Source organism: Methylomonas montana (genome assembly GCF_030490285.1).
GTDB lineage: Bacteria > Pseudomonadota > Gammaproteobacteria > Methylococcales > Methylomonadaceae > Methylomonas > Methylomonas montana.
This window is the reverse complement of record NZ_CP129884.1, coordinates 4,380,067-4,405,134: the sequence shown is the minus strand read 5'-3', so window position 1 is coordinate 4,405,134 and position 25,068 is coordinate 4,380,067. Positions and strand designations below refer to the sequence as shown.

Below are 25,068 nucleotides of genomic sequence, written 5' to 3'. Positions count from 1 at the left end.
CTTGCAAAGCGAAGACCGGCCGCATACTTCGCTAGGCTAGCAGCTATGTGATCCACAACCAACCGTGGCAATGGTGCTGGGGTTTAAAAGTTTTTATGTCCATTTTTAGAGTATAACCATGACTGATCTATCGCTTTACAGAAACATCGGCATCTTCGCTCACGTCGATGCCGGTAAAACCACCACCACCGAGCGGATTTTGAAGCTGACCGGAAAAATCCACAAAATCGGCGAAGTGCACGATGGCGCGGCGACTACAGACTTCATGGTGCAGGAGCAAGAGCGCGGCATCACCATTCAATCGGCTGCCACCACCTGTTTTTGGCCGGGTAGCACCAAGCAATTTGAACCACACCGTTTCAATATCATCGACACCCCAGGCCACGTCGACTTTACGATCGAAGTTTATCGTTCCTTGAAAGTGTTGGACGGCGGTATCGGCGTATTCTGCGGTTCCGGCGGCGTTGAACCGCAATCCGAAACCAACTGGCGCTATGCGAACGACTCCAAAGTCTCTCGCGTCATCTACGTCAACAAACTGGACAGACTGGGCGCGGACTTCTACCGCGTCGTCAAACAAGTCGAAGAAGTATTGGGTGCCAAACCCGTTGTGATGACCCTGCCTATCGGCACCGAAGAAAACTTTGTCGGCGTGGTTGATTTGCTGACCCGCAAAGCCTGGGTTTGGGATAACTCCGGCGACCCATTGAAATACGAAATTAAAGACGTGCCTGCGGACATGGCAGAGCAAGTCGAAGAATGGCGCGCGAAACTGATCGATCAAGTGGCCGATCAAGACGACGAAATCATGGAGAAATATCTGGAAGGCGAAGAGCCTACCATCGAAGAAATCAAACATTGCATCCGCAAAGGTACCATCGCGATGGATTTCTTCCCGACTTTCTGCGGTTCGTCTTTCAAAAACAAAGGCGTGCAATTGGTGCTGGACGGCGTTATCGAGTACTTGCCGAATCCTACCGAAGTCAATCCGCAACCTGAGACCGACCTCGAAGGCGTTCCAACTGGCGAACACGCGATTGTCGATGCCGACCGTCCATTGCGCGCGCTGGTGTTCAAAATCATGGATGACCGTTTCGGCGCTTTGAACTTTGTCCGCATCTACTCCGGCCGCATCAAAAAAGGCGACACTCTGTTGAACACCTTTACCGGTAAAACCGAGCGTATCGGTCGTATGGTGGAAATGCATGCCGACGACCGCAACGAGATCGAAACCGCGCAAGCCGGCGACATCGTGGCGTTGATCGGTTTGAAAAACGTGCAAACCGGCCATACCTTATGCGACCCGGACCAACCGGCCACACTGGAACCGATGGTATTCCCGGACCCTGTTATCTCGATTGCGATTTCGCCAAAAGACAAAGGCAGCAACGAAAAAATGGGTATCGCGATCGGCAAGATGGTACAAGAAGATCCGTCTTTCCGCGTCGAAACCGACCAAGAATCCGGCGAAACCATCATCAAAGGTATGGGTGAGTTGCATCTGGACATCAAAGTCGACATTTTGCGCCGTACCCACGGTGTAGATGTTAACGTTGGTAAACCACAGGTAGCTTATCGCGAAACGATTACTCAACGCATCGAAGACAGCTACACCCACAAAAAACAATCGGGCGGTTCCGGTCAATACGCGAAAATCGATTACATCATCGAGCCAGGCGAACCAGGCAGCGGTTTTATATTCGAATCGCAAGTGACCGGCGGTAACGTACCTCGCGAATACTGGCCTGCGGTTGAAAAAGGCTTTAAAGCCAGTATCGACAAAGGTGTTCTGGCAGGCTTCCCTTGCTTGGACTTCAAAGTTATCTTAACCGACGGTGCTTTCCACGCGGTTGACTCCTCGTCCATCGCTTTCGAAATCGCCGCCCGCGCCGCGTATCGTCAATCGATCCCAAAAGGTAATCCACAATTGCTGGAACCCATCATGAAAGTTGACGTATTCACCCCGGATGCGCACGTCGGTGACGTGATCGGCGACTTGAACCGTCGCCGTGGCATGATCAAATCCCAAGATGCAGGCATTACCGGTGTGCGTATCAAAGCCGACGTACCGCTGAGCGACATGTTCGGTTACATTGGCGATTTGCGCACCATGACCTCCGGTCGCGGCCAGTTCTCGATGGAATTTTCACACTACACCGCTTGCCCACGCAATGTGGCGGAAGAAGTGATTAAAGAAGTTAAAGAACGTAACAAAGATAAATAAGCAGTACATGGGCTGACCATGTTCGGCCCTGACACTACTGAGTATTGCCGATCAGCCACCTGCCGCGTTAAGCGGCAGGTGCATTTTTAACCATAAAGTTTTCGCCATGCACGAAAACTTGTTCATTTACCTAACCTTGGAAGAACAATATGGCTTTTGTAATCACCGAAAACTGCATCAAATGCAAATTTACCGACTGTGTTGACGTTTGCCCAGTCGATTGCTTTCATGAAGGTCCAAATTTTCTGGTTATAGACCCCGACGAATGTATCGATTGCACTCTGTGCGAACCCGAATGCCCTGCTAACGCTATCCACGCCGAAGACGAATTGCCCGAAGGTCAAGAACACTTCGCGGCGCTGAACGCGGAACTGGCAAAACAATGGCCTATCATCACCGAAGTGAAAGACGCGCTGCCGGATGCCGATGAATGGAACGGCAAGTCAGGAAAATTTGCGTTATTGGAAAAATAAAGTCTGCTCCCAACAGACGCATTGAGCCAACGTTTTCTTTATGAAGATCGCGTTGGTTCAACTCTCCTCCTTTAGGCAACGTTAGTTGCTACCCGCGCATCAATTCAAGCGATAGCGCTTGCTTAAACCAATTACCCTTCAGATTAGAATTTCCCTGGTTTACTTGAAATAGACCTTGAGGGCATCTCTGCGCAAAATCTATTGATAATCTGACGCGGCAGGGGGCGTGCGCTTTTATTGAAGGGGGTGCGCTTGGGCGATATCTTCCGCGGTTTTGGGGATGGCAGGCGATAAACTGGTCGTGAGTAGCGAGACCGAAACGTCGCGGGGAAAATAGCGAATTGCGATAAATCATCCCTGCCTGGATAAAAGCGTTTTGTGCGCGCTTTTATCCAGGTATTCCCTGGCCTCATTGTTTTCCATGTTCACGGGGGAGAGAACTTAACATCCTTGATGCCGGCCATATTATAGCAATAGGCGTGCCAATGCATTTAAGGTAGGCAATTCAAGGGATAGGCAAGAGGGGAATGGCAGGACTTTATTAAACTATGTTAATTAAATTAATCTAACGGATGTTTTGAGTTATATGCCGCATACCCAGGTAATTGGTAAAGGTCCGATCGAATCGAGGATAATAGCCACATTTCACAACGCCTTTATCGACCTTGAAGCACTCTCGTCATCCGGCTCGCTATCGCCAATTATCGCTCAGATCTAAATCCGGCATTTCATTGCCGCACGTCTTTAAACGTGGCCTGACGTATGCCGTGTTGTTTTTTGTGCTTAGTTCGTTGCTATTGGTTGGAGTATTGCGATTTATGCCGACGCCGACTTCGGCTTTCATGCTGCATCAGCATATCGACGATCTGGTCGAGGGTAAGAGCTATCGGGGTGTCGAGCAACGCTGGGTTAGCCGCCAACATATTTCGCCGCATGCCTTTGCCGCAGTGATCGCTTCCGAAGATCAATTGTTTTATCAACACAACGGCTTCGATGTCGATGCGATCGGCAAGGCTTTTCGTCAGTATCTGCGCGGCGGCAAACTGCGCGGCGCCAGCACGATTAGCCAGCAGGTGGCGAAGAATCTGTTTTTGAGTCCGGCTAAAAATTTCGGCCGCAAGGCTCTGGAAATCTGGTTTACGCTGCTGATCGAGACCCTATGGAGCAAGCAGCGTATTCTGGAAATGTATCTGAATATCGCCGAATTCGGCGATCATTTATTTGGTATAGAGGCGGCCAGTCGCCGCTATTTCGGTATTTCCGCCCGGCAATTGTCAGCCAGTCAGGCGGCGCTGTTGGCCGCTACCTTACCGAACCCGATATTGTTGAAAGCTAATCAACCCAGCGCCTATTTGCATAAGCGCCAGAGCTGGATTTTGGGGCAGATGCGGGCACTGGGGGATTAATCGTCTGCGCCCTCATCGTTCCGCTCGTCTTCCTCAATTTGAGGCAAGCCGGCTGCATCGGCAATCAGCTCTTTCAGATATTTGTATAGCAAGCGCGCTGACTTCGGCGGCTTGGCTTCCTTGGCTTCTTTTTGCGCGTTGCGTTGCAATTGGCGGACATGCTGACTGTCTGCGGCCGGATATTCTTCGATCAGTTGCGTTAGTTGTGCATTGCCGCTGTCGGCCAATAATAGATCGCGCCAGCGTTCCGCCTGATGATGTTCTCTGACCGCATGAGCACTGCGGTTTTTCATCCGCGCCAATTTTTCCTGGATAGCTTCGGTATCCAGCTTTCTGAGTTGGGCGGTGATGTATTTCAACAAGCGCTTCCTGGCGGAATTTTGGCCCATTTTGCCGGCGTCACGCAGTGCTTGCTCTATATTTTCCGGTAATTCGAATTCGGCGATATGGGCGGGTGATAAGCTGCAAATTTCCTCAGCTATCGCAAAAATCGCGGCAATTTCTTTTTTAATACGGGTTTTGTTGGGGCGTATCGCGTAATACTCGACTTCCTCACCCTCGGTTTCGCCCTCTTCGCCTTCGGTTTCGTCGTAATAATCTTCTTCTTCGTATTCGTCTTGGTAGTCTTCTTCTTTCATGTCAAACCATTGCTATTAAAAAAAGCACGAACATCACGACCATCAAAATAGGCACGATGACGCTGGGCCAATCGGACGGTGTTTGTTTGCTACGTGCTAGTGCGGCTTTAATGCCGGGCTGCATCCAGAACAAAAGCAGCAGCGCCAGGGCGCCGAGTATCAGGTTTTCCCAGGTTGACAGCATGATTGGCCCGCTTTGTTGTGAGTGAGGTGGTGGTCGCCGAAGCGGCCATGCGGCATTTTAACAAACCTTGCCGACCAACAAGGCATTGCTTATTGCGACAATTTAAAAGTTTTTCTCGGCATTGATCGCTAAGCGTTTATTGTGACTGGAAAAAAACCAGTTAACCACAGAAGCTGTGGATAACTTTGTGGATTAAATGTCGAAAGTCGCTGTCATTCCCCGGTAATACTGGCTTCGGCTTAAATTGTATAAGATTTAATCAGACTGATTATTTTTTATAAAACAATGACTTATATTAATCCCTTTCTTTTCAATAAGTTATTGTGTCAAGGGTTTTTATAAATTTTCCTCAACTTTTTTATTGTGCATAACCTGTTTTGCCTCAGAACAAATTTGCGGTTAAACCGGCTTTTTAACGAAGCTCTGCATGGAGCAGGTTCTACGGGGTCAACAAATTTGCGATAATAGGCGGTTTTTAAAAAGAGTCGTTTCATGTGGTTTAAAAATCTTGCCGTCTATCGCTTTTCCGAGCCGTTCACCCTGACCGCCGATGGTTTGGAGCAAAAACTGCAACAGCAGCCGTTTCGCCCTTGCGGAAGTCAAGACGAATTCAGTTTCGGTTGGACTTCGCCGCTAGGCAGGGCTTCGGATGCGTTGGTTCATGCCAATAACGGTTTCCTGATGCTGTGCGGTAAAAAAGAAGAGAAAGTCGTGCCTGCTTCGGTGATCAACGAGATGCTGCAAGAGCGAATCAGCGAAATCGAAGAGCGCGAAGCCCGCAAATTGCCGGCTAAGGAACGCAGTCGCATCAAGGATGAATTGATATTCGAACTGTTGCCGCGGGCGTTTTCGTTTTCGCGTAAAACCTATGCCTATATCGACAGCCAGGGCGGTTGGCTAGTGGTGGATGCGGCGTCGGCCAAAAAAGCCGAAGACTTGCTGAGCCAATTGCGTAAGTGCTTGGGTTCGCTGCCGGTCGTACCGCTGACAGCCACCGCCAAACCGGCTAGCGTGATGACGCAATGGCTGATCGACAATACCTCGCCCAAAGACATCCTGATCGAAGACGAGTGCGAGCTGCGCTCGCCGGAAGAAGAAGGTGCGATTATTCGATGCAAGCGTCACGACTTGGCTTTGCCGGAAATTAAAAATCATCTGGATAGCGGCAAACAAGTCATTAAATTGGCGATGAGCTGGGCCGAACGTATCTCGTTTGTGCTCGACGAGAGCCTGGCTGTCAAGCGTCTGAAGTTTCTCGATCTCATTCAGGAACAATCCGCCGACATCGAAGCATTCGACGAAACCGAACAGTTCGACGCCGATTTTTCTATTATGACCGCGGAACTTGCTCAGTTTTTGCCGCGTCTGCTTGAATTATTTACTGCCGAAGGTGATGCCTGATGAAAACCCGATTGTTATCCAGTCTGTTACTGAGTGCCAGCACCTCGGTATCGGCGCTGACGTTGGCGCCGCCGGATCGGCCAGGCGATAGCCTGATCGGCAATCCGCCTCACGAGGTTAAATATGTAGCCGCCAAACAGGAAGATACGCTGATCGATATTGCGGTGAACTTTAGACTGGGGCAGGACGAAATTGTATTGGCTAACCCTTTTGTTGATCGTTGGTTGCCACGCGAAGGTACGCAGGTCAGAATCCCGAGCAGCTTTTTACTGCCCAATGCTCCACGCCAAGGCATCGTGATCAACTTGCCGGAAATGCGTATTTATTATTTTCCCGACCCTAGCAGGGTCGTAACCTATGCGATCGGTATCGGCCGGGAAGACAACTGGAAAACGCCGCTAGGTAAAACCCATGTGGCCGCTAAAACCGAAAATCCTTCGTGGACCCCGCCGAAGTCGATCATCGCCGAGCATTTGGCCGAGGGCGATGTATTGGAGCCTTATTATCGGCCAGGTCCCGATAATCCGCTGGGTTTGTTTGCGTTTAAACTCGGTATCCCGGGTTATCTGATTCACAGTACCAACAAAACCAATGGTGTTGGCATGCGAGTCAGTCACGGCTGCATTCGGATGTATCCGGCCGATATCGAGCAGTTTTTCCCGATGGTTAAAGTCGGCACACAGGTCAATATCGTCAATCAATCCATTAAGGTTGGCTGGTATCACGACACGCTGTATATGGAAGTTTATCCGGAAATGGAAGAAACGCCGGCTACCTATGAGCAGCGCTTGCATTCGGCGCTGAGCTTGATCGAGCAGGCCAATGGCGGACAAATGCCGGTGATTAAAGGGGCGGTGTTGAAAGCGGCGGTCGAAAAAGCCACCGGTATTCCCGTGGCGATTTACGAGCGTCCAGCTCAAACGCCGCCTGTCGTGCAAAGCCAGGCAGTTCCAAACTAGCGGCAATAAAAAAGCCCGTGGCCTTTCGGCTCACGGGCTTTTTAAAATCAACAACAGCAGTAATGCTTATTTATGTTGTGATTTTTTGAACATACGGTCCAATTTGCTGTTGGTATCTTGAGCATATTGGGCAGCACGGTTTGCAGCAGCTTCAGCAGCAGCAGCTTTAGCAGCAGCTTCAGCAGCAGCAGCTTTAGCAGAAGCAGCGTCAGCAGATGCAGTAGCAACTTTACCTTCCAAAGTGCCTACTCTTGCGTCCAAAGCTTCCAGGTCTGAAGTGCTTGCGCAACCGGTTGCCAAAGCTGCAATTGCAACAACTGCTGATAATTTAATAGCTCTCATCATGGTTTTCCCCTTGATTGTGGTTTCAAAAAATAAAAAATGAAAAACGGTGGTAATTGTCCAACATTTTTTTGGATTATACCAACATTATTTCACTGTTACGAGTGTCCCTTTTTCTACCCATTGGCTTAACTGATCGATTTGATCGTTAGTCAACGCGATACATCCATGTGTCCAATTCATGGATCTGTGGATGGACAGACTACCGCTGCCCAAACCATGAATACCGATTTGCCCACCGAGATCGGTATTTTGCGGTGGAATTTGTCCAGAGGAATGCGCTCTGGCAATCGCCTCGTAAGTATCGAGATCGATTTTGCCTTTCTTCAAGGCATTGTCCGCGTTATCGACGTTGGGATAAGTCAATCCGAAGAACTTCCGAAAAGCACTTCTCTCGTTAATCCAACCAATTCGATAGTTGCCTAACGGTGTGATGTCGTCGCCGCGATGATTTTTCTCGCCGGCGCCATTACGGCCGATAGCAATGTTTTCTAATACGGCGACGGTCTTGCCACCTTTTCGGACTTCCATGCTCTGCGTTTGCGTATCGACTAACAACCAAACGTCTTCACCGGCAACGCTACGCGCCGATACAGCACAGCCCATCACAATCAAAACACCTAATAATTTTTTCTTTAGCATCGCAATCTGTAAATAATCAAAGTTTTGGTGTAATTTAACCCTTTCCAAACGTGGTATTACAAAGGGTAGCATATGACAAGAACAATCACCAAAACCACTCCCTACGACGATCAAAAACCTGGCACATCGGGTTTGCGTAAAAAGGTTAAAGTCTTCCAACAACCCAAATATCTGGAAAACTTCGTCCAGTCCATCTTCGACAGCCTGGAGGATTTTCAGGGCCAAACTCTGGTGATTGGCGGCGATGGCCGCTACTTTAACCGCAAAGCCATCCAGATTATCATTAAAATGGCGGCGGCCAACGGTTTCGGTGAGCTCATTATAGGTCAAAGCGGCCTATTGTCCACTCCCGCCGCATCCAATATTATCAGGAAATACAAAGCCTTCGGAGGCATTGTTCTATCGGCTAGTCATAATCCCGGCGGTCCCGAAGAAGATTTTGGTATCAAATACAATATCGGCAACGGCGGACCTGCTCCTGAAAAGTTTACCGATAAGCTTTACGAGAACACCAAAACCATCACCGGCTATAAAAAAGCCCGCTTCGGTGACGTTGATCTGGACACGATCGGCGAAGTCGAGAAGGGCGGCGTGAAAATTCGAATTATCGATTCGGTCGCCGACTACGCCGAATTGATGGCCAAGATTTTCGATTTCGAGTTACTCAAACAAAGCATCCATAACGGCTTTATCACGCTACGCTTCGATGCGATGCACGCCATCACCGGTCCTTATGCCAAGCATATTTTGGAAGACACTCTGGGCGCGGCACCGGGCTCGGTGTTTAATGCGGTGCCGCTGGAAGACTTCGGCGGCGGTCATCCCGACCCGAACATGGCCCACGCCCACGAGCTGTGCGAGATCATGTTCGGCGCTGACGCTCCCACTTTTGGCGCGGCGTCCGACGGCGACGGCGACCGCAACATGATCATGGGCGCCAATATATTTGTCACTCCCAGCGACAGTTTGGCGATCATGGCCGCCAACGCCAAACTGATTCCGGCATACGCCAAGGGCATCAGCGGCGTGGCTCGTTCGATGCCGACCAGTCAGGCGGTCGATCGGGTTGCCGACAAACTGAGTCTGCCTTGTTACGAAACCCCAACCGGCTGGAAATTCTTCGGCAATCTGTTGGATGCCGACAAAATCACCATCTGCGGCGAAGAGAGCTTCGGCTCCGGTTCCAACCATGTCCGCGAAAAAGACGGTTTGTGGGCGGTATTGTTTTGGTTGAACATGATTGCCCGCAAACGCGAGTCCGTGGAAGACATCGTCCGCGGACATTGGCAAAAATACGGCCGCGATATTTACTGCCGCCACGATTACGAAGCTGTCGATTCGGAGATAGCCAACGGCATTGTCGAACATCTGCGCGCTCAGTTAAGCGGCCTGCCTGGCAAAAGCTGGGGCGATTACGAAGTTAAATTCGCCGACGAATTCAGTTATACCGATCCGGTTGACGGCAGCGTCAGTAGTAACCAAGGCATCCGTATTGGCTTTGTCAACGGTTCGCGTATCGTCTTCCGTTTGTCCGGCACCGGCACGGTCGGCGCCACCTTACGGATTTATCTGGAGCGTTACGAGCGCGATGTACGCAACCACGATCAGGACGCGCAACAGGCATTGGCTGAATTGATAACCATTGCCGAGCAACTGTGTGAAATTAAAAAACGCACCGGCAGAACCGAGCCTGACGTAATTACTTAATCCATACCCAGCCATACAAAGCCGTTGGGCCTAGCTTAAATGCTTGACCTAACGGCTCTGCCCGTAAGCATCCCGCAAAATCTGCTCCGCACTGCGTCCGGCCTCAGCCAAAGCTTGGGCGCGCACTATGGACAATCCCAAACCATGTCCGGCACCGATGCCTTGAAACCCCCACGCCTGGTTTCCGACGTTTTGCACGGTATCGGGACAGGACGGTAGCTTTAGGGTGTTACGGAACACTTCGCAACTAATTGCTTCCTCGTTGTCCGGATAAGTCAGCCGGATGAACAATGCGCCATCCTTTCGGCGCTCCCGGCGAATCTCCAGAATCTGATTTTCCGCAAAGATATGCTGCAACTCGTTGGCCGAAATTTGCCGTTGCCAGCGTTGATCGCCGCCGTTTGCGAACGGCAACCAATTCAGTCCCGTTTCCACTGCTAATTTGTCCAGCAGCTGCATTAACTCAATATCGATACGGCTGCTACGGCGCGGCTTATCGCTAGGCAGTTCGCCGAGAAACACCATACAGTGAGTGGTATCGCATAACGATCCCGAATCGGCGTGCCTGTGACTGCCATGGCTACCGTTCCAAGCGATGACGGCGCGCATCGCTTCGCGGCCGCTGCCGGTCAGGTTTTGCGCTTCGGCCGCCAATACGCTATCGACATAAGTCTCGACATCGGTTTCCAATACCGTTGGCCCATTCCCGGCTGTCTGCCGCAAGATGCCGCTGACCAAACGCTCGGAACGGCTGCCGCGCGCGGTAGACACAATATGAAATTGCCCGCAAAGCGTAAAACGGCCAAGCGAGCCATCCAGTTCCGGACAATCGGCTCGCGCTTCCCAGCTGGCGGGATCAGTGGGCGTCAATAATCTAACCCGAACCGTAGCAAAGCGCGCCGGATAGTTTTGTTGCCAGCTTTTTAAAACGGGCGCGGCTTTACTCAACACCGCCGCGCCGCTCATGCCACGCTGGCGAAATATCGCCAGAAACACCGGATGCGTTGCCGGCCAGGCCAGCAATAGATGGCCGACCAAGGGTTGGCCGTCACTCGTCGACACCGTGCCGGTTTTCGCCAAGGCTTGCAGTTGCCGCAGCAGTTTTTTATCCGCTGCGTTTTGGCCGAATAAGGTTGAGCTGGGCGCTAGACCGTTTTGGCTTAGGCCGCGGAAATATTCGGGCTTGGAAAGCAAGGCCGCACGCATCGCCAGCGCCAATTCCGGCAAACTGGATTGCAATGCGAAATCGCCGTCGGCGTTTCGTTCGCCCAAATAGGTTCGCCAAGTTTGTCGATCAGCAGGCGTAGTCTGAACGGGAAGTTTTTGTTCCCGGAACGGCGACAGTAATAATCGATAACGCTCGGTTTGAAAATATTCGTGGCGTTGCGCCAGCTTGTCGGTATCGCTAGCGGCCAATTCCGAGCTTAATACTTCAGGATTCGCGTGCTTCAAGGCTGCCGCGTAGGGGATTTTCAATAAGGAGCCGGGCGGCTGGCGGCTGTCGATATCACCGCCGCGTTCCAATATCCGGCCGGACAATAGGCTCATCAGCAGATAAGCGTGGCCGCCTGCTTGGTCAAACGCCCCTCCCAGCAGCTCGCTGAGTTTTGCCGATTGCGAGCACGGCTCCTTAGGCCAGCCGGCATCGACCACCAAGCGTCCTAACAAGCTTCTGTCGTTAGCATCCAGTTCGGCGCCGTGGCTGATACGGGTTTTCATACCTTGCAGCTCCGCGTCGCTCGGCCAAGCACTGGGTTCCAGATCGGCCAACTCGCCGCTGAAATGCATCGCGGCGGCCTCTTCTGCCCAGCCCGGCATACGGCCGCCGCAGCTGCGATGGCTAACTTCATGAAACAACTCGTGGCGAAGATAGATGGTTTCGCTTAGAGCGCCTTGTGGATGTTGGCGCAGGTAAATACTGCCAGGTCGCCAGCCACCGGCATGATGGCCGCTGAAATCGCCGCCGGTCAAAGCCGGGAACACCCGCACCGGATCATCTTCGCTAGGTATCCGATAGCCCTGCGCGGCCAATTCGCTGAGTGCGGTTGTTGCGGCTTGCGGCAATTCGGTTTGCTGCGCGAACACACCGAAAAACAGAACGGCGGCGCCGATGTCAAACAGGCGCAATGATCTGCGGCGCAGGGTTAATCGCGTAGACATACGGATTTTTGGTGGTTAACGAAGGGCATATAAACCTTTAAGCTTGCGATCCGACGGCATATGTGAGGAGGGAGTTGAAGGGATTTTACGATTTAGTTTGACAATCGGTCGAATCAGCCTAGAATGGGTTCCAGCTAGAAAATACGATTTACCCTTTGTTTACCAGCTCGATGTCTCTTCTGTAGTTCTTCGTCCTTGTTTTTCATTAAGTAATTTCCACATTTACCAGCGTTACCCGCCTTACTTTTGCTAAGGCTTTATCTAAAATTTTTATAGGACTTATTATGTCTACAATGACAACTGGCGTCGTAAAATGGTTTAACGCAGACAAAGGCTTCGGCTTTATCGAACAAAAACAAGGCCCTGACGTTTTCGTACATTTCAAAAACATTCTGAACCCTAACAACAGCTATAGAACGCTGGACGAAGGTCAGCATGTGCAATTCAAATTGGGCCGCGGCCCTAAAGGCCCACAAGCCGAAGAAGTAACCATTATCTAATAACTTCTAGCCGTGGTCGTCATCCGACACCCACGGCTTTTCTGTTAGATACAGTGGAAATCGTATCACGGTTTCCACTACCTCCGCTTCGGTGAGGTAGGCGTTAAAAAGCCTTTGCATAGGCCGTATTCTTTTTTCCCATCAACACCGCTTCCTATATCCCTTCCAGCTTTGCTAGAATACTCAACTGCCTTAACCGGTAGCTAAATCGGAGTGTAGCTCAGCTTGGTAGAGCACTGCCTTCGGGAGGCAGGGGCCGGAGGTTCGAATCCTCTCACTCCGACCAACTAATAATCTTACGGAATCCAACAAAGCGCTGAAGCCCACAAGAAACAAGGCTTCTCGGGTTTTTTATTGTCCAGTAACATCTCTCAAAAATCAGTAACAACTTGCTTTTTACGCAGTAACAATTACAGTAACCGCCAGAATTACTGTTTTTACTGCCGGAGTTACTGCAATGGCAAAAGAGTTACTGAGCGACGTTACTGTTCGCAATGCCAAGCCCACCGATAAAAATCAACGCCTTAACGACGGTAGCGGCCTCTATTTGCTGATCAAACCCAACGGGGCCAAGTGGTGGCGATTTGATTACACATTCGCCGGCAATCGCAAAACCTTGTCGTTAGGCGTCTACCCCAAAACTGCACTATCCGATGCCCGGAAAAAGGCGACCGAGGCGCGCAACAATGTTGCAAATGACATTGACCCTAGCGACAAACGCAAAGAGAAAAAAACAAGTCCAGCAGATCGAAAACGAAAACCAAAAACGCATCGACGCCGGCTTGCCGGTAATCGGTTCATTTGGCGAAGTTGCGCTGGAGTTCTTCGAAAAGAAAATGCAAACCAAGTCAGACAGCCACCGGAAACGCACATGGCGAGTTATTGATAACGATTTAATGCCCTGGCTCAAACATAGGCCAATTAATGAAATTAAGGCCCCGAAGTTACTCGACGTGCTGCGACGAATCGAAACCCGTACCGTTGAAATGTCGCATCGCGCATTGCAAGCCAGCGGGCAAATTTTTCGTTATGGCGTTGCGACTGGACGTTGTGAGCAAGACATTACCCAGTCACACAAGGGCGCATTAGCCAGCAAGCAGACCACACATTTTTCAGCGCTCACCGACACTAGACAACTTGGCGGCCTACTTCGCGCGATTGACGAATACAGCGGTTCATTTGTCGTTAAGTCGGCGCTGATGCTCGCACCTTTGGTGTTCGTGCGGCCTGGCGAACTGCGCGGCCTGGAATGGCAGCACATCGATTTTGATACGGCTGAGTGGCGTTACTTAGTCACTAAAACCGATACACAACACATTGTCCCTTTATCGAGGCAAGCGGTTGATGTATTACGCAATCTCTACCCATTGACCGGCGGCGGACGCTTTGCCTTCCCTTCCGCCAGAACGCCCAACGGTAGCCGCTCCATCTCGGACATGGCGCTTTTGGCCGCTTTGCGGCGCATGGGCTTTGATAAATCTGAAATGACCGTGCACGGGTTCAGAGCAATTGCGCGAACACTGCTCGATGAAGTTCTGGGCTTTAGATTGGATTTTATCGAACATCAACTGGCCCATGCCGTGCGCGATCCCAACGGGCGAGCCTATAACCGAACGGCCCACTTGGAAGAGCGGCGGAAGATGATGCAAAGCTGGGCGGATTACCTGGGCAGCTTGAAGGCTGGCGCGCAGGTTATACCGTTTCCTGCAACGGCTTAGCGGCGAGAATCGTCATGCCGTCGTGGTTATTATTCGTGCTGATCGGTACTTTGGGCGGCGTTGCGTCCGGCTTGTTTGGCGTTGGCGGCGGCATAGTGATTGTTCCTGCGCTTATTTACTGGGCCGGATTTTCGCAGCACATGGCGACAGGCACCAGTCTGGCGGTCTTATTGCCCCCGATAGGATTGGCGGCAGTGTTTGAGTATTACCGGCATGGCAACGTCGATGTTCGCGGCGGCGGTTATTCTGGCCGCCATGATGTTTGTCGGCGCATGGTTTGGCGCCTATCTCGCCAACCACATATCAGGCCCCCATCTGCGCCTGATGTTCGGTATTTTCATTTGCTGCCTTGGCGTCTATTTGATTTACGGCGCCTTGAAGCGATTGGGTTGGCTATATCGAATTTAACCGGATAGCCCGACGGGGCAACAAGCGGGATTCGTCCCCCGTTTCCGGTTAATCCTTTCTTTGACGGCAATACTTTTGACGGGGTGTTAATTGAAGCCATTAGATCGCTGGAAATTTGTTCACGAAATCAGTTTGCATGAAGCGACAATGCTGATACTTGATATTGAGCCACATCGATTTGATGAACCAGAGGATAAATTTAGCTCAGAAAGATACGATCAAATTCGGGGTGCATTACAAAAGGATATCGAAACTGGAAAATTGCAAAATAACAATCCTGCAAAACCTCATAGCCCTAACAGTTTTGAACCATTTATTTCACTTAATAATTTGAAGTGCTGGATAGGTCAAAACGATATTACCGCCCCTTTTTTTGAACGACTCCGAACCTCAAAACCTGTAACCACTAGCGACTTAATTAGCCTGGTAACGCTGTCAAAAGCTATTGCGTCATGGTACACAATGAAAATTTCAGAGGCATGTGACTGGATTCTTAACACTATTACCGAATTATCTATCTACGGGTTGTGGCCGTCGTCTCTTCCTGAAAAGTTAGAACAAACAGGTAAGTTGAGGGATATTATTCTTGAATTGATAAACTCGAGATGGTGGGATAATCCGGAAAATATGCATATAAGATTTACTGGCTATGACATTACCTTAAATGAAATTGCCGTTCTGAAATCCGAGGCTTTTCTTCTGTTTGACTTACCATTTCCAGAAATAAACGATCTTTTACAAAAGATCGAACATGATGAAAACCAGTCAGATATTGGTAATGCTGATGTTTATGTTTCCAACATCAAGCTAGTGCTTAATTGCATAAATTAACGATTGTATTTCTTAACTGAGCACCTTTGACTTCGCGTTTACGCCAAACAAAAGGGTTAGCATTGTTATTGTAGACCGCAACAAAATCTTTGATGGCTTGCGTCAACTGTTCAATGCTGCTGAAACTGGCACCGTGCAGGGCTTTGCGCGACATGATGCCGAACCAAATTTCCACTTGATTCAACCAGCTGGCTGAAGTGGGCGTGAAATGGAAGTTCACATTGGGATGCGCAGCAAGCCAATCATCGTTTTTCTTGTGCGTACAATAGTTGTCAAGAATGATATGGACCTCTTGAGAGGTAGGCACCTCGGCGACCACTTCATCAAGAAACTCCTGAAAATCTGGTCGCTTCTTGGTGGCGGTTGTTTTGGATTGAATAGCGCCGGTCGCAACGTTTAAAGCGGCAAAAAGATTGAGGGTGCCGTGGCGCTTATAGGTGCTTTTTAAACCGCGAACAATCTTGCCGCTGCTGGTATGGACAAAACCACTTGGCCTTTCTATGGCCTGAATTGACGGTTTTTCGTCGATGGAAATCACCAGCGCGTTACAGGGCGGATTAAGATATAGCCCGATTATATCGGCCGATTTCATGGCAAACTCAGGATCGGTACTGACGCACCATGAACGATGGCGCTGGAGTTGGATGCCTTCTTTGCGCAATAGTCGCCAGACGGCATCATCGGAAACACCCAGCATTTGCGCCAACGATCTTCCATCCCATGTGGACAATCCAGCCGGTGGCGGCTGTTCAAGTTGCCTCAGCAGCCGGGTACGTAATTCTGGTACGGGGTATCGTGGTGGCTTCCCAGATCTTTGCCGATCACGAAGTCCTTTCATGCCTTCAGATGCAAACCGTTTGCGCCACACAGCCACCGTCCCCGCCCTGATATTAAGCTCAGCAGCAATTTCGTCATTGCGCTTCCCTTCAAGACAGCGCGTCACAATCTTTGCTCGCTCTATCATGCGAATCTCATCGGTTCGGCTGTTGATTAATCGCTCCAACTCTCGGGAGCCTCGAAATACCGGCAAAATTGCCGCAGGTTCTGGGTATTCAGTTTATGCTCAAAGCAGAAAACAGATTTGGCGCCTTATTTTCGCCCTGTTTGGGGCTGTTTTTATCCTGAAATCGCCATTTTTGACGATTTCAGGCGCACTTTGCCCGTCAGAAGGCAAAAGCAGGCTTAATGCCGCCAGTCCTTAAACTGCAGAGGCGACGTAAATTATAAGTGGCCACCTTGAAGTTCAGTTGTAACGTGGCGCGAGCTAGCCCAATACTACGCAAGCCTTTGCCACCCATCTGTTCCAAGCTGGCAAACACATGCTCAACCCGTGCACGGGTTTTGGCAATCCGCGTATTGCGCCGCTTTTGGCAGTCGGATAGCGGTTTGCCTTTGGCCGCCTTGCGTTGGATATGCACCCGAAGACCTGACGCTTTGATTCGCGCTTCACGTTCTTTGTCCACATAGCCTTTGTCAGCATACAGTTCGCGGCCGGTATTAAAAGTGTCCAGCACCTCATCCAGATGCAAGGTATCGTGCTCGCTGGCCGTGCTGACTTTAACTTTACGAACCAGTTTGTATCGCTTATCCACGTTGGCTGACAACTTGTATCCGAAGTACGATTTGCCATGCTTTTTTGTCCACATCGCATCGATGTCTTTTTGCCGACGCTTGGCAGGTGACCAGTCGATAGGCATGGCCTGCTCTTCGATCAGGGCTTTCTCGCCTTTAGGCCGATGCTGCTTGGGCGCGGGCACGATGCTGGCATCAATCATTTGGCCACCACGCGCCAGATAGCCGTGCTTATCTAGAGTCTGCTCAGTAAATCAGCTGTGGCAATGACGAGCAAATCGGGTCGGCCAAGTTAGAATGGGTGCGCAGATTCCAAATCTTTTGTTTCCAGGCGCGCACGATCATTTGCAGTAACCCGACCAGGCGGCATTGACCGAGGGCAAAAAAGATCCCTTGCAGGACCAGCAGGTTCATCACCAAGAAGATGGTGTTGATCCAGGCGAACGAGGTGTTGGCGCGCTTGGCGCGGATGTCGGTGAGACGATAGCCGTTTTTACCTTGGCCGAATTTGCCTTCGATGGGGATGCGCTGCAGGTATTCCTGCCGGCGCTGTTCTTTGTCGTGTTTGAGTTGCTCCCGGTTGGCCTCGGTTTCGCGTTTGGGGCGGCCGAGCGGTTTGCCGGCAAAGCGGATACCGTGTTGCTTCAGGTAGTCGCGGTTGGCGCGCGTGCCGTAGATCGGATCGGCGAGCACCCGTTCCGGATAGTGGCCGTAGCGCGCCAAGTACGCTTCGACTTGCGAGACCAGATCCAGTCCTTCGTGAAAGGCATCCCATCGCAGGTGATCGACATGAGCTAGGCCTTCGCCGCTCAGGCTGACGCTGAGTTTGGCGCCGAATTCGACCGGCTTGTCCAACTTGCCGCGCACCATCGGCCGCACATAGGGTTGACTGATACTGACGATGCGGCGGTCGCAGCGGCGGGTCTGGTTTCGATACATGTCCCATTGTTGCTGGTACAGATGCTGAATCACCCAGTAGCGATGCAGCAGCCAACCCGGCAACGGCAGCGGCGAACCCTGAGGGATGGGCGCCAAGAGTTGTTCGATGTGGCTCAGGTTGCGGCGCAGATATTGCCACTGTTGCTTGATGCCTCGGCGTAGCACTTTCCGGCCGGGGCGCTTTTGTTTGGCGACGGCCAGATACGCACTGCGGGCTTTGTGGCGATAAGTCCTGGGTTTGTCCGTGACCTTCAGGCGCTTGCACAGGGTGTCGATGATCCGTTCCGTTAATTCCCGCGCTTCGTTCAACAGGCTCAAATCGGTGGGAAAGCGGATGGCTTGTTCGACCACGGTGGCATCCAGAATCAATTGGCCGCGCGGGGCGGCCGGTGCTTCCGGCTCCGGTGCCGATGGGACACCGTCTTTATCGGCAAAATCCAAGGCCGCTTCGGCCGCCTCGGGCTGAACCTCAGCTTCAGGCGCGGTCACGCTAGCCGCGGCCTTCGGCTCAGACGCAGCGGGCGTTGCCGCGGCCGGCGGCGTTTCCAGTTTGGTCGGGGTCGGCTTTTGCCCCTCGTGCGCCTCGATGATGGCGCGGTGAAAGCCTTCGAACACGGCTTCGCCCATGCGCTTGCGCACTTCGACCAATAACGACGGCGCAAACGGCGCCGCCGCTTGGTAGCCGGGCAAGCCGACGAAGTATTGCAGGTACGGGTTTTCCTGGATTTGCTGGACGGTTTCCACGTCTGACAAACACAGTTTGTGCTTGATGATCACCGCGCCGATTACGCGCCGCGCGTCTTTCAGCGGCCGGCCCCGGTCCGCCCTCATCCCTTGGTAATAGCATTCCGCCAGTTCGTCCCACGGGATGCACTCACTCAGTTTTACCCAGCGATTGTGTTTATCCAGGGCTGTCTCGAACGGCCAGTCGAATTCAGCTATCGTCAGTTGTTTTGAGCTCGTGGTTCGAATCATGGCTGCACGGTTTTTGAGGCTAATGGCATGTTTTTCGTGCAGCAATTATACCAAAATTCCTCAATAACTACGCTTAATCAATGGGTTATATTTTCTGAGCAGACTCTATCTAATTCCCGATTCGCGGCTTCAAAGATCGTTTCACTGGCTCCCGCCGCCATCAGTCGCTCACGGAATGTCCAGAACGTGGTGCGATCGGGGATCTGGCTGCTGTGCCTTAGCCCGGCAAACCGTTGGAAACTCAAACGATCCAGCAATTGAAATTCCAGTTGTTCGTCGCTGAGGTTGTACAGTTGCTGCAATAACAACGTACGAACCATGATTTCGGTCGGAAACGGCGGACGACCGCCGCGCTCCCGACTGGGTCGGGGTGCCGCTGCATCAATCGCAGCTGCTAAGGCGGCGAAATCAACATGCTCTTCCAGGATTTGAAGAACATCACCTAACTTGTTCAGCTTGGTTTCTCGTTCTTCGGCGGCAAACAGGCTTTCTTTGATCATGGGCTTTAGAATCCGTTGGATGATGCGACTATTTTCTCATGGGTGCCGGTTTTTCGAGGTGCCCTCTCGTCGATCTTTGTCTGAGCAACTGATCGATATAGCTACCCGCGCCATTGCTTACTCCGTTTTATGTCGATAACGGAGTTAGTATATTAAAATCGATTAATTATGCAATTAAGCACTAGATGCCACTGCCGAGCACATATCCAATGAACTAAAAGTACTCAATAAAGCGGCTTTTGAGTTTTGGAGTTCTGCCGATCCGGACGACAAAACTACCCACCCAACAAATGAAGAAGTTTCCAATTGGTTAAAGCGACAAGGCTTTTCTGATATTTCTGCTAAGCAAGGGGCCGTAATTATTAGGCCCGAATGGGCAGCAAGCGGCAGGCGGCCAACAAAATAGCTACACCCTTTAAACCCAGTAATAGCATGGCTTTGAGCTAATAGACACAGCAGTTTTTTGCAGTATTACCTGAAACCATTTCAGCTATTCAACACATATTGCACCCAATAAGCTAACCCCGTCATTCACAAGATGGAGTTAGACAAAATGCAAAACCCACAATCCGCCATCGTTTTTGGCTATCTGAGAATCTGGCAAATCGTCGGCGATCGTAAACGCGGCATTGAGCCGTTATTGCCGGTTGGCCGCTCAACCTTTTTGGCCGGCGTCAAATCCGGCAAATACCCCAAACCCGTCAAACTAGGCGAGAGAACCACCACCTGGAAGAAATCGGATATTCTGGCATTGCTGGATAGCGTGGACGGTGCAGCATGAAAGGGGATATTGCTAACACTGGTTCCAATACCCTAGGCCTGATCATCGATGGTGCAACCCATCAAATCAGCGTGGACAGTCGAGTCATTGCCAAGGAGTTTGAACGCGAGCATAAAAGCGTACTTAGAACACTTGATGATTTAATCGCCGACGGCACCGTCTCACAGCACGAATTTGTGCCGCGAAATTATCAAAAACGCGGCAAGGAATATCGCTGTTTTGAACTCAACAAAGCCGGCTGTTTAAAAGCCATGCCGTTTATCGGCGGGCGTAAATCGCGGGAAGGTCAAAAGCGGCTGGTCGATGAGTTTTTGCGATTGGAAAATCAACTGAATCGGCAAGCCAAAGAGCGCGAAACCCTGGCCTATCAGGTGGCGCGACTATCTGGCAAGGACAGTCGCGGCATTCTGACCGATGCCATTCAACAGTTTGCTGACTATGCGCGCGAGCAAGGCAGCCAGAATGCCGACCGCTATTTTGCCAATATCACCCAGGCCATTTACAAGGCGCTGCTCATCATCGAACCGCAGGCGACCGAAATCAGAGAGCTATTGACGGCGGTGCAGCTCAAAACCTTGGAACTGGCCGAGCTGACCGCCGCCCAGACCTTGACCGAAGGCATGGAGAGCCAACAGCCTTACAAAGCCATTTACCAAGCCGTGAAAGCGGCCCTGGATGGTATTGTCGGTGCTAAGGTTAAGGTTCTGGGCGGTTAGGCATGGCGGCGAGGCAGTCTAAAAAGCCCTACATCGCCCAAAGCGTGGAAATGATCCGTTCTGCCGCTTACCTGGATTTAAGCGGCAATGCGGTGAAGTTGCTGATCCTGATGCATACCCATTGGCGCATGTACGAACCCATCGCCTACAGCATCACCGAAGCTCAGAAACGCATCGGCTGTTGCCGTGGCAAGGCGCACGAAGCCTTTAGAGAACTGGAAAGCCACGGCTTTATCAAGCTGATGCTGGAAGGCCATTTCAGCAAGCAATTAGCGAGAAAATGGCGGCTGACTTTCCGCGAGTTCAACGATCACAAGCCAAGCGATGAGTGGCGGAACTGGCAGTCACAAAATTGATTTGCTTATTCATAATATGAACGCTTCATGCCGTATGCTGAACAAGTCATGCCGTATAGTGAACATGTGTTCATAATATGAACGAAAAACACCAAAAATCAATAACTTAGCTTGTTGAAAAACAGCCTTGGGTGTTCACTATGCGGGATGTATCTATTATTTAGAGTCTGCTCAGTAAATCAGCTGTGGCAATGACGAGCAAATCGGGTCGGCCAAGTTAGAATGGGTGCGCAGATTCCAAATCTTTTGTTTCCAGGCGCGCACGATCATTTGCAGTAACCCGACCAGGCGGCATTGACCGAGGGCAAAAAAGATCCCTTGCAGGACCAGCAGGTTCATCACCAAGAAGATGGTGTTGAACCAGGCGAACGAGGTGTTGGCGCGCTTGGCGCGGATGTCGTTGAGACGATAGCCGTTTTTACCTTGGTCGAATTTGCCTTCGATGGGGATGCGCTGCAGGTATTCCTGCCGGCGCTGTTCTTTGTCGTGTTTGAGTTGCTCCCGGTTGGCCTCGGTTTCGCGTTTGGGGCGGCCGAGCGGTTTGCCGGCAAAGCGGATACCGTGTTGCTTCAGGTAGTCGCGGTTGGCGCGCGTGCCGTAGATCGGATCGGCGAGCACCCGTTCCGGATAGTGGCCGTAGCGCGCCAAGTACGCTTCGACTTGCGAGACCAGATCCAGTCCTTCGTGAAAGGCATCCCATCGCAGGTGATCGACATGAGCTAGGCCTTCGCCGCTCAGGCTGACGCTGAGTTTGGCGCCGAATTCGACCGGCTTGTCCAACTTGCCGCGCACCATCGGCCGCACATAGGGTTGACTGATACTGACGATGCGGCGGTCGCAGCGGCGGGTCTGGTTTCGATACATGTCCCATTGTTGCTGGTACAGATGCTGAATCACCCAGTAGCGATGCAGCAGCCAACCCGGCAACGGCAGCGGCGAACCCTGAGGGATGGGCGCCAAGAGTTGTTCGATGTGGCTCAGGTTGCGGCGCAGATATTGCCACTGTTGCTTGATGCCTCGGCGTAGCACTTTCCGGCCGGGGCGCTTTTGTTTGGCGACGGCCAGATACGCACTGCGGGCTTTGTGGCGATAAGTCCTGGGTTTGTCCGTGACCTTCAGGCGCTTGCACAGGGTGTCGATGATCCGTTCCGTTAATTCCCGCGCTTCGTTCAACAGGCTCAAATCGGTGGGAAAGCGGATGGCTTGTTCGACCACGGTGGCATCCAGAATCAATTGGCCGCGCGGGGCGGCCGGTGCTTCCGGCTCCGGTGCCGATGGGACACCGTCTTTATCGGCAAAATCCAAGGCCGCTTCGGCCGCCTCGGGCTGAACCTCAGCTTCAGGCGCGGTCACGCTAGCCGCGGCCTTCGGCTCAGACGCAGCGGGCGTTGCCGCGGCCGGCGGCGTTTCCAGTTTGGTCGGGGTCGGCTTTTGCCCCTCGTGCGCCTCGATGATGGCGCGGTGAAAGCCTTCGAACACGGCTTCGCCCATGCGCTTGCGCACTTCGACCAATAACGACGGCGCAAACGGCGCCGCCGCTTGGTAGCCGGGCAAGCCGACGAAGTATTGCAGGTACGGGTTTTCCTGGATTTGCTGGACGGTTTCCACGTCTGACAAACACAGTTTGTGCTTGATGATCACCGCGCCGATTACGCGCCGCGCGTCTTTCAGCGGCCGGCCCCGGTCCGCCCTCATCCCTTGGTAATAGCATTCCGCCAGTTCGTCCCACGGGATGCACTCACTCAGTTTTACCCAGCGATTGTGTTTATCCAGGGCTGTCTCGAACGGCCAGTCGAATTCAGCTATCGTCAGTTGTTTTGAGCTCGTGGTTCGAATCATGGCTGCACGGTTTTTGAGGCTAATGGCATGTTTTTCGTGCAGCAATTATACCAAAATTCCTCAATAACTACGCTTAATCAATGGGTTATATTTTCTGAGCAGACTCTAGGTAGGTGCCATTTAATTTACCCCGCTGAAAATCTTGGAAACGGAACGATAGCGAAGTGAAGATTTTTAGTCCGCGATAGCCGTAGCGCCGGGCGGGTTTTCGTAGTGAAGCGGAGAAAACCTGCAAGGCATCGCGAAACGGCGTCAAGTCATGCGAGAGCCAATGTTTCGACCCCTTGTTGGGTCGAAACGAGGTGGCGCGGACGAATCGGGGCCGCCGGAGGCATAAGCGGTCGCGTAATTTTTGCCGCTTGATTGGGCTGGGATGCCCAAAACAAGCTTTCGCAAAAATAGCGACTCCCCGAAAATTGGGCAGGTCAGTTTCCTCTGGACCTTGCTCGTCATCGTGTTATGCCTTTGAATCGCGTCCAAACATGCTGGGTTGCGGTATGTAATGCAAAAAAGGCTAAACCGTAACTGATCGGCCGCAAGGGAACGCTATAGCGAGGAAATGGAGCGCCGATGATGTGTATAGCGATGAAATAAAACGTCACTACGGCCAACAACATTGCGGTTGTATTCTTTCGGGCCTGGAAAATGGCGATACAGGCGCCGATTACCCCCAGAAACATCAAAAAAGGATGAAATGCCTTGGCAACCGTATGGGTGATAGCGAATAGCTCTTGGTCGAAATAAGGCGAGTAGGTCGGAGCGAATATAAACGCATCGCCGACGCTTTCCGTGAGATTCCAGGAAAAAAATTGAATGGGCTTACCAATCAAAAGCCACGCTAAATATCGTCTAGGTTCTTGCTGAAATTTTTGGCCAATTATTTCCAGGATCTTGCCTGTATTACCTTCTATTTCTTGATTGGCCGGATCGTAGCGATAAGGATAGCCATACGTTTCTGGATGATTTTCGTACATCATGTTGATGTACATGCCATGCTGTAGAAAGTTTGCCGTCAGCGCAGGATCCGAAAAACGACCGGTTTCCACGACATTACGCGCGGACCAGGCGCCGGCCGCCAATATCACTGGCAACACCAAGTAGGCCACGCATTTCCAGTGTGGGCGAGGTACATAGCGAAACCACGCCAAAAGCGCCGCCAGATAAGCCAGGATCAAATATTGGCTGGTCGGGCGTACCAAAAAGCTAAGCGCTAACAGCGTACCAGCTAGAAGCGCCCAGCGAAAATGTGCCGATCGCATGGCTCGCTCTAATATCAGTAAATGGGCGCCGAGCAGAAATGTGAATAGCGACTCGGTCAGAAGGTAGACCGAAGCATTGATTAAATGCGGGCAAATAGCGGTCATCAAGCCGGCGGCTAACGCCCATCCCGTCGGTAAAAACCGGCGATATAGCAATACATAGATAATGACAGTCAAGACGCCAAGTGCTGCTTGAACAAACAACACCTTGGCTATGGGAAAAGTCTCGTTGTCCGTCCCCACAAAAAGGCTTAGCAAAAATGGATAACCCGGTGCGCGCAATGCATCCGGGGCTGGTGCTGCCGCTGCGGCCTCGGGCCAGATATGGGAATAGACCCCATAGGTTTTTAGGTTAAAGGCATAGGCTAAATAATCCTTGGTATCGCCCCGGATGAGACCATCTATGCTGGTTTGCGATACGACTTGAAAAAACAGGATAGTGGAAAGAACGGTAATGCCGGTCAGGCCAGCCCACCAAAACGGTTTGCATCGATTGCTAAATAAAGACATGTCGCCTATTGGTTTCAAAATTGAAAAA

23 protein-coding genes, 1 tRNA gene and 3 pseudogenes are annotated in these 25,068 nt (G+C 51.5%); 16 read left to right on the top strand and 11 right to left on the bottom strand.

Features of this window, described 5'->3' with window-relative positions:
- Nucleotides 1-118: 118 nt before the first annotated feature.
- The 3 genes from fusA to mtgA all read left to right on the top strand — a co-directional run bounded on the left by fusA (nt 119) and on the right by mtgA (nt 4,103).
- Nucleotides 119-2,224, top strand: coding sequence for an elongation factor G (fusA, locus tag QZJ86_RS20360; RefSeq protein WP_301935411.1), 2,106 nt, complete (start codon nt 119-121; stop codon nt 2,222-2,224).
- Nucleotides 2,225-2,373: 149 nt separating this feature from the next.
- Nucleotides 2,374-2,697 (top strand): ferredoxin FdxA, encoded by a 324-nt coding sequence (gene fdxA, locus QZJ86_RS20355; RefSeq protein ID WP_036272611.1) that lies wholly within the window; start codon nt 2,374-2,376, stop codon nt 2,695-2,697.
- Between the two features lie 665 nt (nt 2,698-3,362).
- Nucleotides 3,363-4,103 carry a monofunctional biosynthetic peptidoglycan transglycosylase gene (gene mtgA / locus QZJ86_RS20350; protein ID WP_320415833.1) on the top strand — a complete coding sequence of 247 codons (741 nt, stop codon included), beginning with the start codon at nt 3,363-3,365 and terminating at the stop codon, nt 4,101-4,103.
- Here mtgA and yjgA read toward each other — a convergent pair.
- Together yjgA and QZJ86_RS20340 are read right to left on the bottom strand one after the other, a co-directional pair.
- Complete coding sequence (yjgA, locus tag QZJ86_RS20345) at nt 4,100-4,741, bottom strand: ribosome biogenesis factor YjgA (protein WP_301935410.1); 642 nt, start codon at nt 4,739-4,741, stop codon at nt 4,100-4,102. The genes mtgA and yjgA overlap by 4 nt on opposite strands.
- Nucleotide 4,742: 1 nt before the next feature.
- The gene (locus QZJ86_RS20340) at nt 4,743-4,925 is read right to left on the bottom strand and encodes a hypothetical protein (protein ID WP_301935409.1); all 183 of its coding nucleotides are present in this window, start codon (nt 4,923-4,925) and stop codon (nt 4,743-4,745) included.
- A gap of 492 nt (nt 4,926-5,417) precedes the next feature.
- Here QZJ86_RS20340 and rdgC point away from each other — a divergent pair, with 492 nt between their 5' ends.
- Both rdgC and QZJ86_RS20330 read left to right on the top strand, forming a co-directional pair.
- Nucleotides 5,418-6,326, top strand: coding sequence for a recombination-associated protein RdgC (gene rdgC, locus QZJ86_RS20335; protein WP_301935408.1), 909 nt, complete (start codon nt 5,418-5,420; stop codon nt 6,324-6,326).
- On the top strand, nt 6,326-7,285 hold the full coding sequence (locus QZJ86_RS20330) for a L,D-transpeptidase family protein (protein ID WP_301935407.1): 960 nt from the start codon (nt 6,326-6,328) through the stop codon (nt 7,283-7,285). Before rdgC ends, QZJ86_RS20330 begins: the two co-directional genes overlap by 1 nt.
- 66 nt (nt 7,286-7,351) lie before the next feature.
- Here the strand turns inward: QZJ86_RS20330 and QZJ86_RS20325 are convergent, their stop codons facing one another.
- Nucleotides 7,352-7,630 (bottom strand): Lpp/OprI family alanine-zipper lipoprotein, encoded by a 279-nt coding sequence (locus tag QZJ86_RS20325; protein WP_062328725.1) that lies wholly within the window; start codon nt 7,628-7,630, stop codon nt 7,352-7,354.
- Between the two features lie 84 nt (nt 7,631-7,714).
- On the bottom strand, nt 7,715-8,269 hold the full coding sequence (locus QZJ86_RS20320) for a L,D-transpeptidase family protein (RefSeq protein ID WP_301935406.1): 555 nt from the start codon (nt 8,267-8,269) through the stop codon (nt 7,715-7,717).
- A 72-nt stretch (nt 8,270-8,341) separates the two neighbouring features.
- Here QZJ86_RS20320 and QZJ86_RS20315 point away from each other — a divergent pair, with 72 nt between their 5' ends.
- Nucleotides 8,342-9,976 carry an alpha-D-glucose phosphate-specific phosphoglucomutase gene (locus QZJ86_RS20315; protein ID WP_301935405.1) on the top strand — a complete coding sequence of 545 codons (1,635 nt, stop codon included), beginning with the start codon at nt 8,342-8,344 and terminating at the stop codon, nt 9,974-9,976.
- Between the two features lie 48 nt (nt 9,977-10,024).
- Here the strand turns inward: QZJ86_RS20315 and QZJ86_RS20310 are convergent, their stop codons facing one another.
- Nucleotides 10,025-12,136: a hypothetical protein gene (locus QZJ86_RS20310; protein WP_301935404.1), complete on the bottom strand. Its 2,112-nt coding sequence runs from the start codon at nt 12,134-12,136 to the stop codon at nt 10,025-10,027.
- Between the two features lie 293 nt (nt 12,137-12,429).
- Between QZJ86_RS20310 and QZJ86_RS20305 the strand changes: the two genes are divergently transcribed.
- From QZJ86_RS20305 to QZJ86_RS20280, 7 genes and pseudogenes are all read left to right on the top strand, one after another.
- Complete coding sequence (locus QZJ86_RS20305; RefSeq protein ID WP_301939047.1) at nt 12,430-12,636, top strand: cold-shock protein; 207 nt, start codon at nt 12,430-12,432, stop codon at nt 12,634-12,636.
- A gap of 209 nt (nt 12,637-12,845) precedes the next feature.
- Nucleotides 12,846-12,922: transfer RNA gene (locus QZJ86_RS20300), tRNA-Pro, on the top strand.
- 171 nt (nt 12,923-13,093) lie between these two features.
- A pseudogene (locus tag QZJ86_RS21645) lies at nt 13,094-13,306 on the top strand (Arm DNA-binding domain-containing protein); the annotation flags it as partial.
- 16 nt (nt 13,307-13,322) lie between these two features.
- Nucleotides 13,323-14,354 carry a tyrosine-type recombinase/integrase gene (locus QZJ86_RS20295; protein ID WP_301935403.1) on the top strand — a complete coding sequence of 344 codons (1,032 nt, stop codon included), beginning with the start codon at nt 13,323-13,325 and terminating at the stop codon, nt 14,352-14,354.
- Between the two features lie 14 nt (nt 14,355-14,368).
- A pseudogene (locus QZJ86_RS20290) lies at nt 14,369-14,527 on the top strand (TSUP family transporter); the annotation flags it as partial.
- Nucleotides 14,528-14,552: 25 nt separating this feature from the next.
- The gene (locus QZJ86_RS20285; protein WP_301935402.1) at nt 14,553-14,762 is read left to right on the top strand and encodes a TSUP family transporter; all 210 of its coding nucleotides are present in this window, start codon (nt 14,553-14,555) and stop codon (nt 14,760-14,762) included.
- 90 nt (nt 14,763-14,852) lie between these two features.
- Nucleotides 14,853-15,593 carry a hypothetical protein gene (locus QZJ86_RS20280; RefSeq protein WP_301935401.1) on the top strand — a complete coding sequence of 247 codons (741 nt, stop codon included), beginning with the start codon at nt 14,853-14,855 and terminating at the stop codon, nt 15,591-15,593.
- Here QZJ86_RS20280 and QZJ86_RS20275 read toward each other — a convergent pair.
- From QZJ86_RS20275 to QZJ86_RS20260, 4 genes and pseudogenes are all read right to left on the bottom strand, one after another.
- Nucleotides 15,577-16,626: an IS630 family transposase gene (locus tag QZJ86_RS20275; RefSeq protein ID WP_301939045.1), complete on the bottom strand. Its 1,050-nt coding sequence runs from the start codon at nt 16,624-16,626 to the stop codon at nt 15,577-15,579. The two genes, QZJ86_RS20280 and QZJ86_RS20275, sit on opposite strands and share 17 nt — an antisense overlap.
- A gap of 130 nt (nt 16,627-16,756) precedes the next feature.
- Nucleotides 16,757-17,398, bottom strand: a pseudogene (locus QZJ86_RS20270) (IS5 family transposase); the annotation flags it as partial.
- Between the two features lie 13 nt (nt 17,399-17,411).
- A complete protein-coding gene (locus QZJ86_RS20265) occupies nt 17,412-19,079 on the bottom strand; it encodes an IS5 family transposase (protein WP_301670507.1) in 1,668 nt (555 codons plus the stop codon).
- 77 nt (nt 19,080-19,156) lie between these two features.
- Nucleotides 19,157-19,579, bottom strand: a complete 423-nt coding sequence (locus tag QZJ86_RS20260; protein WP_301935400.1) for a transposase — start codon at nt 19,577-19,579, stop codon at nt 19,157-19,159.
- A gap of 553 nt (nt 19,580-20,132) precedes the next feature.
- Between QZJ86_RS20260 and QZJ86_RS20255 the strand changes: the two genes are divergently transcribed.
- Genes QZJ86_RS20255 through QZJ86_RS20245 form a run of 3 tightly spaced genes read left to right on the top strand, consistent with a single transcriptional unit; the run spans nt 20,133 to nt 21,432 of the window.
- Nucleotides 20,133-20,360, top strand: coding sequence for a helix-turn-helix transcriptional regulator (locus tag QZJ86_RS20255; protein ID WP_301935399.1), 228 nt, complete (start codon nt 20,133-20,135; stop codon nt 20,358-20,360).
- A complete protein-coding gene (locus QZJ86_RS20250; protein ID WP_301935398.1) occupies nt 20,357-21,076 on the top strand; it encodes a Rha family transcriptional regulator in 720 nt (239 codons plus the stop codon). Before QZJ86_RS20255 ends, QZJ86_RS20250 begins: the two co-directional genes overlap by 4 nt.
- Before the next feature lie 2 nt (nt 21,077-21,078).
- On the top strand, nt 21,079-21,432 hold the full coding sequence (locus QZJ86_RS20245; protein WP_301935397.1) for a hypothetical protein: 354 nt from the start codon (nt 21,079-21,081) through the stop codon (nt 21,430-21,432).
- Between the two features lie 171 nt (nt 21,433-21,603).
- On the opposite strand, the gene QZJ86_RS20240 is transcribed toward QZJ86_RS20245, so the two are convergent.
- The gene (locus QZJ86_RS20240) at nt 21,604-23,271 is read right to left on the bottom strand and encodes an IS5 family transposase (protein ID WP_301935396.1); all 1,668 of its coding nucleotides are present in this window, start codon (nt 23,269-23,271) and stop codon (nt 21,604-21,606) included.
- Between the two features lie 449 nt (nt 23,272-23,720).
- Nucleotides 23,721-25,040 carry a glycosyltransferase family 39 protein gene (locus QZJ86_RS20235; protein WP_301935395.1) on the bottom strand — a complete coding sequence of 440 codons (1,320 nt, stop codon included), beginning with the start codon at nt 25,038-25,040 and terminating at the stop codon, nt 23,721-23,723.
- Nucleotides 25,041-25,068 lie beyond the last annotated feature (28 nt).

Coding starts and splice junctions, on each gene's coding strand:
- rdgC (WP_301935408.1), top strand. CDS start 5,418: ATGTGGTTTAAAAATCTTGCCGTCTATCGCTTTTCCGAGCCGTTCACC.
- QZJ86_RS20340 (WP_301935409.1), bottom strand. CDS start 4,925: ATGCTGTCAACCTGGGAAAACCTGATACTCGGCGCCCTGGCGCTGCTG.
- QZJ86_RS20255 (WP_301935399.1), top strand. CDS start 20,133: ATGCAAAACCCACAATCCGCCATCGTTTTTGGCTATCTGAGAATCTGG.
- QZJ86_RS20310 (WP_301935404.1), bottom strand. CDS start 12,136: ATGTCTACGCGATTAACCCTGCGCCGCAGATCATTGCGCCTGTTTGAC.
- QZJ86_RS20320 (WP_301935406.1), bottom strand. CDS start 8,269: ATGCTAAAGAAAAAATTATTAGGTGTTTTGATTGTGATGGGCTGTGCT.
- QZJ86_RS20325 (WP_062328725.1), bottom strand. CDS start 7,630: ATGATGAGAGCTATTAAATTATCAGCAGTTGTTGCAATTGCAGCTTTG.
- QZJ86_RS20295 (WP_301935403.1), top strand. CDS start 13,323: ATGTTGCAAATGACATTGACCCTAGCGACAAACGCAAAGAGAAAAAAA.
- QZJ86_RS20245 (WP_301935397.1), top strand. CDS start 21,079: ATGGCGGCGAGGCAGTCTAAAAAGCCCTACATCGCCCAAAGCGTGGAA.
- QZJ86_RS20250 (WP_301935398.1), top strand. CDS start 20,357: ATGAAAGGGGATATTGCTAACACTGGTTCCAATACCCTAGGCCTGATC.
- QZJ86_RS20240 (WP_301935396.1), bottom strand. CDS start 23,271: ATGATTCGAACCACGAGCTCAAAACAACTGACGATAGCTGAATTCGAC.
- QZJ86_RS20265 (WP_301670507.1), bottom strand. CDS start 19,079: ATGATTCGAACCACGAGCTCAAAACAACTGACGATAGCTGAATTCGAC.
- QZJ86_RS20330 (WP_301935407.1), top strand. CDS start 6,326: ATGAAAACCCGATTGTTATCCAGTCTGTTACTGAGTGCCAGCACCTCG.
- fdxA (WP_036272611.1), top strand. CDS start 2,374: ATGGCTTTTGTAATCACCGAAAACTGCATCAAATGCAAATTTACCGAC.
- QZJ86_RS20305 (WP_301939047.1), top strand. CDS start 12,430: ATGACAACTGGCGTCGTAAAATGGTTTAACGCAGACAAAGGCTTCGGC.
- QZJ86_RS20235 (WP_301935395.1), bottom strand. CDS start 25,040: ATGTCTTTATTTAGCAATCGATGCAAACCGTTTTGGTGGGCTGGCCTG.
- fusA (WP_301935411.1), top strand. CDS start 119: ATGACTGATCTATCGCTTTACAGAAACATCGGCATCTTCGCTCACGTC.
- QZJ86_RS20315 (WP_301935405.1), top strand. CDS start 8,342: ATGACAAGAACAATCACCAAAACCACTCCCTACGACGATCAAAAACCT.
- yjgA (WP_301935410.1), bottom strand. CDS start 4,741: ATGAAAGAAGAAGACTACCAAGACGAATACGAAGAAGAAGATTATTAC.
- QZJ86_RS20260 (WP_301935400.1), bottom strand. CDS start 19,579: ATGATCAAAGAAAGCCTGTTTGCCGCCGAAGAACGAGAAACCAAGCTG.